This is a genomic window from Trueperaceae bacterium (assembly GCA_036381035.1).
Lineage (GTDB): Bacteria > Deinococcota > Deinococci > Deinococcales > Trueperaceae > DASRWD01.
The window spans coordinates 1-14,735 of sequence record DASVDQ010000116.1; the positions used below are offsets into that span (position 1 = coordinate 1).

Consider the following 14,735-nt stretch of genomic DNA (forward strand, 5'->3'; position numbering starts at 1 on the left):
GAGGTGATACGTGGCTACGACGTCGTGAGCAAGCCCCTGTTCGAGGCGCTGCGGCGCGAGGGGCATGACCCCGCGGTGGTGATGGAGTGCCTCGCCAGCCTGGCGACGGACCGAGCCGCCCGAGCCTCTGGCGGCGAGCCGACCCTCCTGGCGGGCGGTCAGCCGAAGCTCACCTGGTCGGACGTCTTCGACGCGTTGAAGCCGCGCCCGGCGGTCGGCGAGGCCAGACAGGCCGTCAGCCGTGAGGCCCAAGCGCTCGCGCGCCTGATAGCTTCGATCGAGTGAGTACCCGGCCCGGGCGCACGGACGTCACGTCTCGTGCGCCCGGGCGCACGGCTTGGGTCGTCCGAGAGTCGAGCCCGAGAGGTCACACCACGGAGCCGCGAGTAGGTTCTCGCGATGGCTCCAGGCGTCGCCGCCGCGCCCTACCCCCGGCGCAGGTCTGGCAAACCATCGATCATCTGCACGACCGCCTCGACCCAATCGGCCAGCCTCGCGATGTCGGCCAGGCTGGTCGTCTCGACCGGCGTGTGCGTGTACCGGGTCGGGAAGGAGAGGTCGATCGCCGCGGCGCCGCGCCCCTCGTGCTGCATGAAGGAGGCGTCGGTGAGACCCCCCTGCAGCACGCCGTCCTGCACAGCGATGCCCCTCTCGGCGGCGACCGATTCCGCGAAGCGGCGCAGCTTCGGGTGCGGGATCACGCCGTTCAACGAGGCGCGGGTGAAGCGGGACAGGACGGGACCGGCTCCCAGCGCCACGTCGCCGCCGTCGGCCGAGTCGGGCGTGTCGGTGGCGATGGCGATGTCGAGGCACAAGATGACGTCGGCGTCCACCCGACGGGCGGCGCTCACGCCCCCTCGCACGCTGAACTCCTCCTGCGCCGTGGCCAGCAGGACCGTGTTCCACGGGAGGTCGGCGCCCCGCAGACGACGAGCGAGCTCCACCAGTAGCGCGACTCCCACGCGGTCGTCGAGCGCCTTGCCGCAGAGCATGCCGCCCTCGACCCGCGCGCGAGCGTCGAACACGCCCAGGGTCCCGACGCGGAGGCCGCGCCGCAGGGCCTCCTCGCGCGAGCCCGCGAACACGTCGACGTACGCGTCGTCGACGCCGACCGACCGAGACAGCTCGTCCTGCGAGCTCAGGTGCTTGGCCTTGACGCCCACGACCCCGGACACCAGGCCCTCGTCGGTGAGGAAGACGAGCCGCTGACCGGCGATGACGCGGTCGTGGACGCCGCCCACGCGGTGGACGCGCAGGAAGCCGTTCGGCTCGACCTTGCGCACGACGAAGCCGATCTCGTCGAGGTGGGCCGTGACCGCGACGGTGGGCCGGCCCGCGCGGGCCGGCCCCAGCCGCACCGTGACGTTGGCGAACGCGTCGACCTCCGGCTCGAGGCCCAGCGACCGCATGTCCTCCGCGAACGCGCGCGCCACGAGGTCCTCCTGGCCGGAGGGACCGAGCAGGTCGCAGTACCTGAGCAGGTCGTCGACGAGCCGGGGGCGGTCAGGGCGGGCGCCGGCTCCGGACGACTGACCGAGGCCGTCGCCGCCCCCGCCGGACGAGCCCGCGGCGCCCCTACGAGCTGCGCCCGCCTCGCGGCCGCTCATCGCCTGCCCCGCGGATCGAGCAGGTCCCGCAGCCCGTCGCCCAGGAGGTTGAAGCCCATGACGACCATCATGATGGCAGCTCCGGGGAAGGTGGCCATCCACCACGAGGTGCGCATGAAGGCGCGGGCGTCGCTGAGCATCGCGCCCCACTCGGGGGTGGGCGGCTGCGCGCCGAGGCCCAGGTAGCTGAGGCCGGCCGCGCTGAGGATGGACGTCGCGATGCCGATGGTGGCGAGCACGATGATCGGCGCCGAGACGTTGGGCAGCACGTACATGAAGGCGATCCGCGGCCACCGGGCGCCCAGGGCCCGTGCCGCCGAGACGAACTCGAGGGACAGCACCGACAGCGTGGACCCCCTCACGGTCCGCGCGTAGACGGGTATGGCGGAGACGCCGACGGCGATCATCGTGTTGCCGAGGCTCGGCCCCAGGATGGCGACGATCGCCAGGGCCAGCAGGATGCCGGGGAACGCCAGCATCACGTCCATGGTCCGCATGATCACGGCGTCCCACCAACCGCCGAGGAACCCGGCGAGCAGCCCGAGCACGGTCCCTACCGTCATAGCGATGCCGACGGCGATGACGCCCACGCGCAGGGAGATCCGCGAGCCGTGGATCACGCGGCTGAGGACGTCCCTCCCCAGCTCGTCGGTCCCGAACCAGTGCTCCGGGCTCGGCGGGGCCTCGACCGCCGTGTAGGTCATCTGCTCCGGCGGGTACGGAGCGAGCACGTCGGCCAGCAGCGCGACGAGCAGGAAGAACGCGGTGATCGCGGCGCCGGCCACGGCGCTCGGCTTGGCGAGGAAGCGCCTCAGCCAGCGACCGGAGCGCTCGGAGCCGCGGCGCGCGGCGCCCACCGGGACGTCCGGCACACCGTCGCCAGAAGAGCCTCCGCGGGGCACCCCGCCGGCAGACGACCCGCCGACCGGCCCACCCCCACCCGCCGCCGGGGTGACCGCCTCCGCGCTCACGGGACGCGGATCCTCACGAGACCGCTCACGAGAGCGCTCACGAGACCTGGATCCTGGGGTCGAGCACGCCGTAGAGGAGGTCGACGACGAGGTTCACGACCACGTAGATGAGACCCGCGACCAGGACGATGCCCTGGATCTGCGGGAAGTCCCTGGCGAGGATCGCGTTGACCGCGAAGCGCCCGAGCCCCGGCCGCGCGAAGACCGACTCCACGATCACCGAGCCGGCCATCAGCCCGCCGAACTGGAGGCCCACGATCGTCAGGATCGGTATGAAGGCGTTGCGCAGGGCGTGCTTGACGACCACCATGCGGGGCCTGAGGCCCTTCGACTGCGCGGTCTTGACGTAGTCCTGGCCCAGCACCTCGAGCAGCGCCGAGCGCGTCATGCGCGCGAGGACAGCGGCCGCCGGCAGCGCCAGCGTCACCGCCGGCAGCACGAGGCCGCTAAGGCCCGTGCCCGTCACCGGCAGCCACTCGAGCGCCAGCGAGAACAGCATGATGAAGAGCAGGCCGCTCCAGAACGTGGGCATCGAGATCCCCAGGAGCGCGAAGCTCATCACCAGGGTCTCGAGCCCGGGCGAGCGGCTGACCGCGGCCAGCAGACCGAGGCCCACGCCCAGGACCATCGCGACCAGCATGGCCGCGCCCGTGAGGACCGCCGTCGAACCGATGCGGTCGCCGATCTCGCGCGCCACCGGCTGGCCGCTGCGGATGGACGTGCCGAGGTCGCCCACGACCACCCGCGAGATGTACCTGAGGTACTGCTCGGGCAGCGGTCTGTCGAGACCGAGCTGTGCCCTCAACCGCGCGATGTCCTCCGCCGTCGCCCTCTCGCCCAGCATGATCCTGACGGGGTCGCCCGGCGTCAGGTGGCTCATGCTGAAGGCCAGGAGCGTCACCCCCAGCACGACCGGCACGGCCGACGGAAGGCGACGGAGGAGGAACTGCAGCACCGCCTACTCCAGGGTCGCGTCGTTGAGGAGCAGGAAGCCCTCGGGGTGCACGACCGCGCCGGAGACGCGGGACGACATCGCGATGAAGTTCTCGTTCGTCCACAGCGGCACCCACAACGCCTGGTCGCTGATGTACCGCTGGATCTCGGCGTAGGTCTCGAGCCGCCTGGCCTCGTCCGTCTCGGTGCGGGACGCCTCGATGAGCGCGTCCAGCTCCTCCGACGGGAAGTGGCTGTGGGCGAGGCCCGTGCCGATGTTCGAGCTGTGGAACCACAGCTGGACGATGTCGGGGTTCGTGTAGGTGTAGCCCATGAAGTCGGCGTCGTGCTCGCCGGCCATGAGGTTCTCGAGCAGGGTGCCGAACTCGTACGTCTGGATCTGCATGTCGATGCCGATCTCGGCGAGCTGCGCCTGCACGATCTGGGCGCTGCGCGTCCACGTGTCTATCGGGGCCGTGAACAGCGTGAACCTGAAGGGGACGCCGTCCTTGGTGAGCGGCCCGTCACCGGACCTGGTCCAGCCCGCCTCCGCCAGCAGCTCCAGGGCCCGCTCGGGGTCGTAGCCGGGGTCGTAGTCCTCGATGCCCTCCCAGTAGCCCCAGATGCTGGGCGGCAGCACCCCGTGCGCGACCTGGCCCAGGCCCCGCAGGGCGACCTGCAGCACGACCTCGGGGTCGATCGCGTAGTTCAGCGCCTGGCGCACCCGCAGGTCGTCGAACGGCGCGCGCTGCGTGTTGAACTCGAGGAACAGCCCCACGCCCTTGCGCAGGAAGCTGACGACGTTGAAGCGCTCGTCGTTCCTCAGCCGCTCGACGTCGGTGGGCGGGATGTTCGGCAGCACGTCCACCTCGCCGGTCTCGAGGGCGGCCACCTGCGTCGCCGACTCGGGGATGACCCTGAACACGATCCGTTCGATGCTCGGCGCCCCGCCGCTGGTGTAAGAGGGGCCCCAGGCGTAGTCGGGGTTGCGCTCGAGGACGATGCGGTCGCCCGAGACCCACTCGGCGACGCGCCACGGGCCGCTGAGCACCGGCGTGCGGCCGAAGTCGTCGCCCATCTCCTGCGCGGCCGCCACGTTGACGATCGCCGCCCGGGGGTCGGTGAGGTTGTCGAGGAAGGGCGCGAACGGCCTGTCGAGGGTGATGCGCAGCGTGTCGGCGTCGACGACCTCGATCGTCTCGACCGGCTCGAACAGGTTCCCGGCGATCGGGGACTGCGTGGCCGGGTCCTTCGCGCGCAGGATCGAGGCGCGCACCGCCTCGGCGTCGAGAGGCGAGCCGTCGTGGAACGTGGCGCCCGGCTTGAGCTCGAAGGTCCAGGTGAGGCCGTCCTCCGACGCCGACCAGGAGCTGGCGAGCCCGTCCGCGTAGGCGTTGTCGAGGTCCTTGGTCAGCAGCGTGTCGCCGGCGTAGCGCATGATCGCGCCGGTGATGGCGGTGCTGGTCTTCTGCGGGTCCAGCGTGTCGGGCTCCTCGGCCGCCACGATGGTCAGCGTGCCTCCCTCTTGAGCCCAAGCGAGCGCGGCGACCGCGGCCAGGACCAAGACGGAGAGAGTACGGAACGACCTTCTCATCTGGCTCCTCCAGCTTGCGTGCAAGGTTCGGTCCGCTCGACTGCGGACCTCTCGACTCATCCGGGCTCGCTACACGGGCGCACGTCGGTCATGCGCGCCCGGCGATCACCTCCTCCCCCTGTGGTCGGCGAACGTGGAGAACCAGCCGAGCGCCGCCTCGGCGCTGGTGAGGCGCGACCTGGCGGTGGGCACCACCACCTCCAGGGCGGCGACGACGGCGTGCACGAGGGCCTGCGTCGCGACGTAGCTGTTGAAGGCGCCGACCCCCTCGGTCCTGGCGCGCAGCACGTGCCTCGCCTGCCGCGTCAAGGGGTTGTCGGTGCCGTCGAGGTCGGTGAGGACGCTGAAGGGCACGCCGCGCTCGGCGAGGAACTGCGCCAGCACGACCTTCTCTCGGCCCACGCGCTTCTGCGCCACGATCAGCACGTGGTCGGAGGGCAGCGCGCCGCCGAAGGTGTCGGCGACGGTACCGCCGGCTCCGTCGACGGTCCTGACGTCGGGCAGGAGCTGCTGTAGGTAGAGCCCCAGGTTGAACGCCAGGCCGTAGGAGAGCCTTAGCCCGTAGACGTAGACGCGGCCCGCCTGGAACAGGTCGCTGCAGAGCTGCGCCACCGTGCCAGCGTCGAGCTCGTCGAGCGTCGACCTGACGTTCGCCAGCGACCGTTCGCGGTGCCACTCGAGGATCGCCTGCACGTCGGCGGTGCGCCGGCCGGCCGCGTGCCGCGCGGCCGGCGACACGGCCTTGACGTAGATCTCGTCCTGGAGCTCCTCCTTGAACGTCCTGAAGCTCTCGTAGCCGAGGCGCTGCACGAACCGCGAGACGGTGGCCTTGCCCACCCCGCACGCCGCCGCGATCTCGGCCACGCTCATGAACGGTATCTTGGCGTACTCCCGCTCGATGAACGCCGCCAGCCGACCCTGCGGGCCCGTGGACCTGCCCTGCGGGCCGGGAGACCTGCCCTGCGCGCCGGTGGAAGTGCCCTGGGTGCCGGCGGCCCCGCCCGGCGCATCGGTAGAGGGGCCGGCCCCTCGCGCCTTGTCCACCGCCTTGGTACCAGGCATCGCCGCCTCGTTCCGCACGCTCTAGCTGGAACGCTTGTTCCGGGCTTCAACCGCTTCTGGAACACCTGTTCCGATTGGTGCGACGATACTGGGGCCTCGACCTGCTGTCAAGGCGGCCGGGCGCCTCCGCCGTGCGGTCGCGGACGCGGCTAGCCGAGCACTAGGTCACAAGCGGCAGCTACGTGAGCGCTGGTCCCGCCTACCCGTGCTCCATGCTCGCCAGGTACAGCAGCGCCGCCGCGTCCCAGGCCTGGGGGCGACACGCCACGGGGTAGGGCACCGGGGGTCGCAGGTCGCGCGGGTAGCCGGCCACGAGCTCCGGGAGACGCAGGTCCGGCTGTCGGCTGGCCAGGTCGAACAGGGCGGCCCTCACGCGCGAGCTCTCCGCCGCGAACCCGTAACGCGCCAGCCCGGCGGCGAACAGCGCGGTGTCGTGCGGCCACACCGAGCCGTTGTGGTAGCTGACCGGGTTGTAGCGCGCGGCGTCGGCGCCCAGCGTGCGCAGGCCCCAGCCCGTCCACATGCGGTCGCCCAGCAGCGTGGCCACCAGTGCGGCGGCTCGCTCCTCCCTGACGATCCCGGTCCACAAGAGCTGGCCGGCGTCGGAGCTGAGCACGGCCAGCGGGCGCTTCTCCCCGTCCAGCGCCATCGCGTAGGTGCCGAGCTCCGGCAGCCAGAACGCCTCGTCGAAGGCGGCCTTGAGACGATCGGCGCGCTGGCGCCACTGCGCGGAGCGGTCGGGCTCGCCCAGCCGCCCGTACCACGCGGCGGCGGCCGAGTAGGCGGCGTACGCGTACCCCTGCACCTCGGAGACGGCCAGCGCGCCCTGCGCCAGCTCGCCGCCGGCGTGGCTCATCGAGTCCCCCGAGTCCTTCCACGACTGCACGTCGAGGTGGCCCAGGCCCACGACCGCGGAGCCGAACTCGATGAACCCGTCGCCGTCCACGTCGGCCCGCTCCACCAGCCACCCCAGGGCCGCCTCCCAGGCGGGACGCAGCTCGGTGAGGAGCGAGTCCTCGCCCGTCGCGCGGCAGTGGCCATCGAGCAGCATGAGGAACAGCGGCGTCGCGTCGACGGACCCGTAGTAGGGCGAGTGCGGCGTCCTGCCCGTCCGCGTCAGCTCGCCGAACCTGAGCTCGTGCATGATCTTGCCGGGCTCGGCGTCGCGGCTCGGGTCGTCGTCGCGCGCCTGCCACCGGGCCAGGTAGCGCAGGGTGCCGGCGGCCACGTCGGGTCGGTAGGGCAGCAGGAAGTGGGCGGCGAGGAGCGAGTCGCGCCCGAACGCGGCGACGAACCAGGGTATGCCCGCGGCCGGCACCGGGCCCTCGGGCGTGAACAGCAGCAGGGCCCTGAGGTCGTCGATGGCCCGCACCAGGGCGCCGCGGTGCGGCCCACGCGCGAGGTCGGACGCCAGCAGCCCGTCGAACGACTCCCGCCACGACTCGTAGGACATCCGCCCGACCGGCGGCCGGTCCAGCGGGTTGTCGATCGCCACCGAGGCGCGTAGCGTCACCGACACGCCGGGCCGCAGGACGACCTCGTACGACGCCAGGACGCCGGGGGGCGATGCCGGGGCCGGGGCGTCAGCCGCGGCGGCCGTGCCCTCGGCCTGGGTGCCCGAGCCATGGGCCCAGCGCCCGTCCGTGCCCACGGTCAGCCGGGGCGCGACGCCGGAGAACGTCACCTCGACGCCCTGCTCGACGCCGTCGGACGCCCGGTGCCGCAGGGCCACGCACGAGTCGCTCACGCGGACGTCCGGCGCCTCCCGTAGCCGCTTCCCCCAGCCGCGCACCTCGAACAGGTCGACGAAGTCGCCGGCGAGCTCGAGGGTCAGCTCCACGACCTGGGGCTCGCGCGAGGTGTTCGATACCTCCAGCTCGTCGACGAGCGAACCCGCCGTCAGGGTCACGGAGCGCCTGACCGCCACGAGCTGCGACGGCCCGCGGATGAGCGCGTAGTGCGCGTGCAGGGTGTCCGGCCGTGGCGTCTCGACCACCAGCGGACGCAGCGGCCTCTCCCCCGACTCCCACCGCCACACGTAGCGCGACAGCATGCGCGTGTCGCGGTTGTACAGGCCGTGCTCGCCGCCGATGATCATGCCCTCCGAGTCGGCGGCCACGAAGGTGTAGTTCTCTTTCAGGACCAGGTTGTCGACGAAGTTCATACACGATGTGGCGGGGTCACAGCGCGCGGGCACGGACGGCAGCCATGGACGGTGCCGCGGTGCCGCCGGCGCGTGGCGCGCCCCGCCTCAGTCCTTCCCTACGCCGTAAGAGACGCCCTCCAAGAAGTACCGCTGGAAGACGAAGAACAGGACGATGATGGGCAGGGCGCTCAGCACCGCGCCCGACAGGATGAGCCCCCAGTCGCCGGCGCCGCCGTAGGCGTTGCGGAACGACAGCAGCCCGATGGGCAGCGTCTTGATGTCCTCCGGCGTCGTCAGCACGACCAGCGGCCAGAAGAAGTCGTTCCACGCCCCCTGGAAGGTGATGATCGTCAGCGCGCCCAGCGCCGGCCTGGCCATGGGCAGCACCACGCGGAAGTAGCGCTGCCACTGGTTCGCGCCGTCGATCATGGCCGCCTCCTCCACCTCGCGCGGGATCGACTCGAAGAACTGCTTCATGATGAACACCGCGCTGGCGCCCACCAGGCCGGAGAGGATGACGCCCCAGAGGTCGTTGAGGAGGGTCGGCCGGCCCCACAGGCGCGACAGGCCGAAGATGCCGTCGCGCAGCACCAGGTAGTTGCTGATGAAGATCACCTGGCTGGGGATCATCTGCGCGAACAGGATGAGGACGAAGACGAGCCCGCGCCCCGGGAAGCGCAGCCGCGCCAGCGCGTACCCCGCCATGGAGGCGAACAGGAGCGTCGAGAGCACCTTGGCGATGGCCACGAAGAACGAGTTCGCCGTCCACGAGAGGAACAGGCTGCGGCCCGTGGTGACCGAGCGCGCCTCGTCCATCACGCGCCGGTAGTTGTGGAACACGTAGCCGAGCGCGCCGGGCGTGACGTTGTCGTAAGAGGCGACCAGGCCTCGGCGCTCGATGCGCGTGGGCGGCAGGGTGCCGCGCAGGAACACGAGGTCGCGCGAGGCGGCGGTGGCGTCGAGGGGCAGGCGCTCGAGCCTAGGGCCGTCTCCCACGTACCTCACGCCCACGCGGTACGTCACGACCTGGCCATCCATGACCTCGCCGTCCACGGTGAGGGTGCCGGGCTGGCGCCGCACCTCCTCGACCCCGGTGACCTCCGCGTGGTCGGCGGCGTACTCGATCCTCTGCACGGCGCCGAGGCCGGCGCCCGGCCGGCGGCGCGGCACCACGACCTCGGGGGGCGCGGGCTCCACGCCCTCGGGCGCGAAGTAGGTCAGCTCGAACGACACCTCGCCCCCCGGGGCGAACCCGCCCCAGAGCGGCGCGCCGGCCCCCTGGCGGCCCAGGCTGGCGGCCGCGGCCCAGTTGGCCGGCGCGAGCTGCGGCGGCCTGAGCGTGGGCGGGTACTCCAAGGGGTCGGGCTTCAGGCTCGAGATCGTGGCGAACAGCAGCGGGCCCAGGAAGGCCAGCGAGAAGATCAGCATGAGCAGGTAGACGAGCCCCGCCCGCGACCACCGGCGCCGGGCCAGCCAGCGCTCGGCCTCCCGCTGCGACAGGCGCATGCGCACGGGCGCCTCGACGACGGCGGTGCTCACCTGGCGCCCTCCGCCCGCAGGAACAGCCGCTGGAACATCACGATGACCAGGGTGAGCACGGCCAGGAACATGGCCGCGGCCGCCGCGAACCCGACCTCGGGCAGCTGGGCGCCCGGGAACATCCGGTTGTAGACGAAGAACGACAGCGTGATCACGCTGCGCAGCGGTACCGCGTTGCCGAAGATGGCCACCTGGTCGAACATCTGCAGCGTGCCGATGAGCCCCAGCGTCACGACCAGGAAGGTCACGGGCCGCACCGACGGGACCGTGATGTAGAGGAACTGCTGCGCCGGCGAGGCGCCGTCCAGGGACGCGGCCTCGTAGTAGGACTTGGGCACGTCCTGCAGCGCCGCCAGGAACATCAGCATGAAGGTGGGGATGGTCGTGAAGATGTTCTGCAGCATGATCGCGATGAGCGGCACCGGCGCCCGCAGCCACGAGGGCGCGCCCGGCGGCACCTCCAGCCGCGTCTGCAGCCAGACGAAGTCGACCGCAGGCACGTCACGCGGCAGGAGCACGCCGGTGGCCGTGAGCGCCCACGTGCCCCCGGCCGCCACCAGCAGCGAGACCACGAGGAGCGCCGGGTCGAGGGCCCGCGCCGGCAGGCCGCGCGAGCGCTCCCACAGCACCTGCAGCGCCTGCAGGACGATCACGACGCCGAAGAACACGAGGATCTGCGGTAGATACTTCGAGAACTGGGTGGCGAGGTAGTTGAACGCGCCCCGCCGCTGATACAGCCACAGGAAGATCAGTGAGATGACGACGCTGCTCGTGACGCTGGGCATGTAGAACGCGGTGCGGAAGAACGCCATGCCGCGGATGCGCTGGTTGAGGATCGACGCCATCACCAGCGCCCCCACCGTCTGCACGAGCGTCACCAGCGCCGCGTAGATGAGCGAGTTCCGCAGGGCCGTCAGGAACAGCTCGTCGAGGAACAGGTTGCGGTAGTTGCGCAGCCCCACCCACTCGGGGGCGTTGAACAGGTCGTAGTTGGTGAAGCTGAAGTAGATCGCCCGCGCCGTGGCGAAGACAAAGAAGATCCCCAGCGAGATCAGGAAAGGCGCCAGGAAAAGGAGCGCCGCACCGGTCTCGTGGCGCCTCATGCGCATGGTTCTCTCCCGAACCGGCCGCCCCGCCGCGGCCTGCAGGCTCTACGGGTCCTCGACACGAGGATAGGGGTTGGGGGCGGCCGGCGGCCGCCCCCGTTCCCCCGGTGTCTGGTGGCTCACTGCTGGGCGCGCTGCAGGATGGCGTCGAGCTCCACCTGCGCGGCCGTCAGAGCCTCGTCCACCGTCGCCTGGCCGGTCATGACGGCCGTGGCGGCGTTGTTGAGCGGGCCCATGTAGTCGGTCCCGACGGTGCCGAACTGGAAGCCCAGCACGTTGCCGTCGGAGGCGCCCTCGAACACGGTGAGGTTGCCCCTGGCCTCGCGCGAGTCCTCCTGGAAGTACGGGTTGTCGGCCAGAGCCTCGCGGCTGGGGATGGCCAGGCCCTCCTCGAGGATGAACTGCTGCGCCTCGGGGCTCGTCAGGGCCTCGAGCACCTTGACCGCCGCGTCGCGGTTGGGAGAGTCGGCGTTCACGCCCCAGGCCACGGTGTAGATGAAGTTGCCGCGCTCGCCGGTGGTGGGCGACTTCGGCAGCAGCGTGGAGCCGTAGGGCAGGTTCGGCGCCGCGTCCCTCAGGAAGCCGATGATCCAGGCGCCTTCGATGGCCACCGCGGCCTTCTCCTGCGCCAGGCAGTCGCCGGGCCAGCCGGCCCCGACGTCGGCGGGCTGCACGGCGATGCCCTCAGTGACGAGGCTCGTGTAGAACGAGAACGCGTCCACGAACGCGGGGTCGGAGAGGTCCACGCGGCCGTCGGCGGTGAACGGCGTCCAGCCGTTCGCGTAGGCGAACGCGCCGAGGCGGGCGAAGTCGGCGGGGATGCAGGCGCCGTAGACGTCGTCACCCAGCTCGCTGACGGCGGCCAGCTTCTCCTTGAACGTGTTCCAGTCGTCGTCGGCGTTGGGGTACTCGACGCCGGCCTCGTCGAAGAGGTCCTCGTTGTAGAACACGGCCAGCGTGTTGAAGTCCTTCGGGATCCCGTAGACCTCGCCGTCGACCGTGTAGACGTCCATCAGGCTGTCGATGAACGGGCTGGTGTCCACCAGGTCGGTGATCGGCAGGACCTTGCCGGTGGCGATGATGCCGGGCGCGGTCTCGCCGGGGATGTAGAAGACGTCGGCCGCCGTGCCCGCCGAGAGGGCGTTGGTGAGGACCTGGTTGTAGTCGGTCTCGATGGGCTCGTACTGGACCGTGATGCCGTCGGCGGCCAGCTGCTGGCCGACGACCTCGTCGAGCAGGCGCTGGACGATGGCCGGGTCGCCGCCGCCGTACCCCATGATCCTGATCGTCGTCTGGGCCTGCGCCGCGCCGAACGCGAGTGCGAGCAGCGCGACTGTGATCAGTACTCTCCTCATGCCGTCTCCCTTCGCTTGCCTTGCTGCCTATGTCGACCCGTGGTCGACGGGTCGGGGGTCTCTGGTCCTCGTGACTTCTCTCCTCGTTCGGCCGGTCGCGGTTCGGCCCCTACGGGCCGGGCCTGCTCGGCTCGGCCCGCCATCCCGCACACGCGTCCGCCAGGTGCAGTGCATCACCGCCTCTCCGCCGTGGTGCCCCGCACCACCAAGCTCACCGGCACGCGCACGCCGCGGACCGGCGCGCCGTTCAGTGCTTCGTGCAGCAGCTCGACCGCGGTCTTCGCGACCGCCGCGATGTCTTGCCTGATGGTCGTCAGCTCGTCGCCGATCTCGGGCATGTCGTCGAACCCGATCACCGAGACGTCCGAGGGCACGCGCAGGCCCGCGTCCGTCAGGGCGGCGATGACGCCGTTGGCCAGCTCGTCGGTCGCCGCGAAGACCGCGGTGTAGTCGAGGCCTCTCGCGCCGCTCGGCTCGGCGGTCGTGCGGGCGGAGGCGTTCATGGCGAGCCGGTCGGGAACCGTGCCGGCGGGCCCCATGTGGACGTGGTGGAGGTGGGTCCCGTGGCTGCGCGTAGCGAGGTCACGCGTCATGGCGCGGTAGGCGCCGAGGGCCGAGAGGTCGTCCGTCTCGAGCACGCGCGGCCGCGGCGCCCCGGCCTCATCGTAAGCGCTTACGAAGCCGGCCGCCCTGTCGCTCATCGCCTGGGAGAACAACTCCCCCGTCACGTGGAGCGCGTTCGTGTGGCCGAGGCGCAGCAGGTGCTCGGCCGCCAGCCTCCCGCCCGCGACGTCGTCCGCCGCCACGCAGCGCACGCCCTCCCGACGGCCGATGAGCACGAAGGGGACCTTGCGCTTCTGGAGGTCGGCGATCCGCGGGTCGTCCGCGTGGGCGCCGAAGAGCATGCAGGCGTCGGTGGGCTCGAGCGGCAGGCCGTCGCGTCCCGTCGGCACGTCCTTGAGGCGGAGCCCGCTGGAAGCGAGCTCCTCCATGAGGTGCTCGAGGAAGAGCATGAAGAACGGGATGAGCCGCCGGTGGCCGTAGGCCGTGCAGAGGCCGACCGTGACGTGGCGGCGGTTGCTGAGCTCCCGCGCCGCCCTGTCGGGCCGGTAGCCGAGGCGCTCCACGGCGGCGAGGACCTTGGCGCGGGTCGCGGGGCTCACGCCGGGTCGATGGTTCAGGACGCGGCTCACCGTCGCTATCGACACTCCCGCTACCATCGCCACGTCGTGGACCGTCAGCCGGCTAGAATCCGTGACGACCACCTAGCCTCCTGCCGTCGTGCCTTCTCAGGCGTCTCGCGTAAGCGCTTACACCAAAGGTATAGCTTTTCTCACATCTCGTCAATCGGCGGGGGTCGCTCGTCTGTCGGCCGGGGCCGGCGGGGCTCCGATGCGGGCGCAGGTTCCCCAGGCGCGGCAGAGCATAGGGCACCCATCGGCTCGCTTGGTGCGGGCATCCCGACCTTCCTGCGTGGGCGCCGATCCGGTGCCGCCGGCAGCTCGCCGCGCGAGGTGAGGCGCTGGTGCCGGCGGCTCACAGGGTCTGGTGGCCGACCTCATCGCTTGGCCGGCCACCTCGGTCGCTTCCTAGGCGGACCCCGTGAGGACCCTCACTGGACCATCTGCAGCCTGTTGCCGAACGGGTCGTAGAAGCTGCAGTAGGTGACCACGCCGGGCACCGACACCACCTCGTCGCAGCGGATGCCCTTCGCCAGCAGCTTCTCGCGCATGGCGTAGACGTCGTCTGTGTCGAAGACGATGGTGACGTTGTGGTGCGGCTGCCAGCCCTCGCGGGCCGTCGTGATCGAGACGCTCGTGGGCTTCTCGGGGAGCCGCCACTCGATCCAACCGAAGTCGGGGAGGTCGTACGAGGGCTGGCCGAACTCGAGGACCTCGCCGTAGAACCGGCGCGCCTCGTCCAGGTCCGGGACCTCGATCGACACGACGTTGATGCCAGGGAACAGCGCCACCAAGGCTCCTCTCGTGGGGGACCGCATCCAAGGTAACTGACCGCGCGCCGTCGGCGCACGGGATCCGGGGCCGAGGACGGCGCGAGCCGGACCCGGCAGCCGAGGGCGACGTGCCCATCGCGAGCCTCACTCACGGGGTCGGCTCGGCGTAGCCGCCACGCGCCGGACCCGGGAGCCAGCGCCGACTTACCATCGGGACGATGCCGGAGAAGGTCGACCTCAAGCGGTCGCTCGACGCCTACCGGGCCAAGCGGGGCGAGTTCCTCGTCCTGGACGTGCCTCCCATGCAGTACGTGATGGTCGATGGTCACGGCGACCCGAACTCAGCTCCCGAGTACGCCGCCGCCGTCGAGGCGCTCTACGCGGTCTCCTACGCGCTGAAGTTCGCGAGCAAGCGCGAGCTCGGGCGCGACTACGTCGTGATGCCCCTGGAGGGACTGTGGTGGGCCG

Annotated in this window: 13 protein-coding genes; 2 read left to right on the forward strand and 11 right to left on the reverse strand. The window is 71.3% G+C overall.

The features are described 5' to 3' along the window. Positions 1-285: hypothetical protein (locus VF202_13795; GenBank protein ID HEX7041185.1), on the forward strand; the 285-nt coding region annotated here is incomplete at its 5' end. A 140-nt stretch (positions 286-425) separates the two neighbouring features. Here the strand turns inward: VF202_13795 and VF202_13800 are convergent. From VF202_13800 to VF202_13850, 11 genes are all read right to left on the reverse strand, one after another. Further along, a complete protein-coding gene (locus tag VF202_13800) occupies positions 426-1,607 on the reverse strand; it encodes a hypothetical protein (GenBank protein HEX7041186.1) in 1,182 nt (393 codons plus the stop codon). Continuing rightward, positions 1,604-2,479 (reverse strand): ABC transporter permease, encoded by an 876-nt coding sequence (locus tag VF202_13805; protein ID HEX7041187.1) that lies wholly within the window; start codon positions 2,477-2,479, stop codon positions 1,604-1,606. Before VF202_13805 ends, VF202_13800 begins: the two co-directional genes overlap by 4 nt. A gap of 136 nt (positions 2,480-2,615) precedes the next feature. Beyond that, complete coding sequence (locus VF202_13810; GenBank protein ID HEX7041188.1) at positions 2,616-3,533, reverse strand: ABC transporter permease; 918 nt, start codon at positions 3,531-3,533, stop codon at positions 2,616-2,618. Between the two features lie 3 nt (positions 3,534-3,536). Then, positions 3,537-5,105: an ABC transporter substrate-binding protein gene (locus VF202_13815; protein ID HEX7041189.1), complete on the reverse strand. Its 1,569-nt coding sequence runs from the start codon at positions 5,103-5,105 to the stop codon at positions 3,537-3,539. Between the two features lie 105 nt (positions 5,106-5,210). After that, the gene (locus VF202_13820) at positions 5,211-6,167 is read right to left on the reverse strand and encodes a MurR/RpiR family transcriptional regulator (GenBank protein ID HEX7041190.1); all 957 of its coding nucleotides are present in this window, start codon (positions 6,165-6,167) and stop codon (positions 5,211-5,213) included. Positions 6,168-6,366: 199 nt separating this feature from the next. Further along, positions 6,367-8,331, reverse strand: a complete 1,965-nt coding sequence (locus VF202_13825) for a glycogen debranching N-terminal domain-containing protein (GenBank protein ID HEX7041191.1) — start codon at positions 8,329-8,331, stop codon at positions 6,367-6,369. A gap of 87 nt (positions 8,332-8,418) precedes the next feature. Next, on the reverse strand, positions 8,419-9,852 hold the full coding sequence (locus VF202_13830) for a carbohydrate ABC transporter permease (GenBank protein HEX7041192.1): 1,434 nt from the start codon (positions 9,850-9,852) through the stop codon (positions 8,419-8,421). Next, complete coding sequence (locus VF202_13835; protein ID HEX7041193.1) at positions 9,849-10,961, reverse strand: sugar ABC transporter permease; 1,113 nt, start codon at positions 10,959-10,961, stop codon at positions 9,849-9,851. Before VF202_13835 ends, VF202_13830 begins: the two co-directional genes overlap by 4 nt. A gap of 116 nt (positions 10,962-11,077) precedes the next feature. Beyond that, on the reverse strand, positions 11,078-12,313 hold the full coding sequence (locus tag VF202_13840; protein HEX7041194.1) for an ABC transporter substrate-binding protein: 1,236 nt from the start codon (positions 12,311-12,313) through the stop codon (positions 11,078-11,080). 173 nt (positions 12,314-12,486) lie between these two features. Beyond that, a complete protein-coding gene (locus VF202_13845) occupies positions 12,487-13,578 on the reverse strand; it encodes a LacI family DNA-binding transcriptional regulator (protein ID HEX7041195.1) in 1,092 nt (363 codons plus the stop codon). A gap of 347 nt (positions 13,579-13,925) precedes the next feature. After that, on the reverse strand, positions 13,926-14,285 hold the full coding sequence (locus VF202_13850; protein ID HEX7041196.1) for a VOC family protein: 360 nt from the start codon (positions 14,283-14,285) through the stop codon (positions 13,926-13,928). 200 nt (positions 14,286-14,485) lie between these two features. Here VF202_13850 and VF202_13855 point away from each other — a divergent pair. After that, positions 14,486-14,735, forward strand: a 250-nt coding sequence (locus tag VF202_13855) for a hypothetical protein (GenBank protein ID HEX7041197.1), incomplete at its 3' end; no start/stop codon positions are given.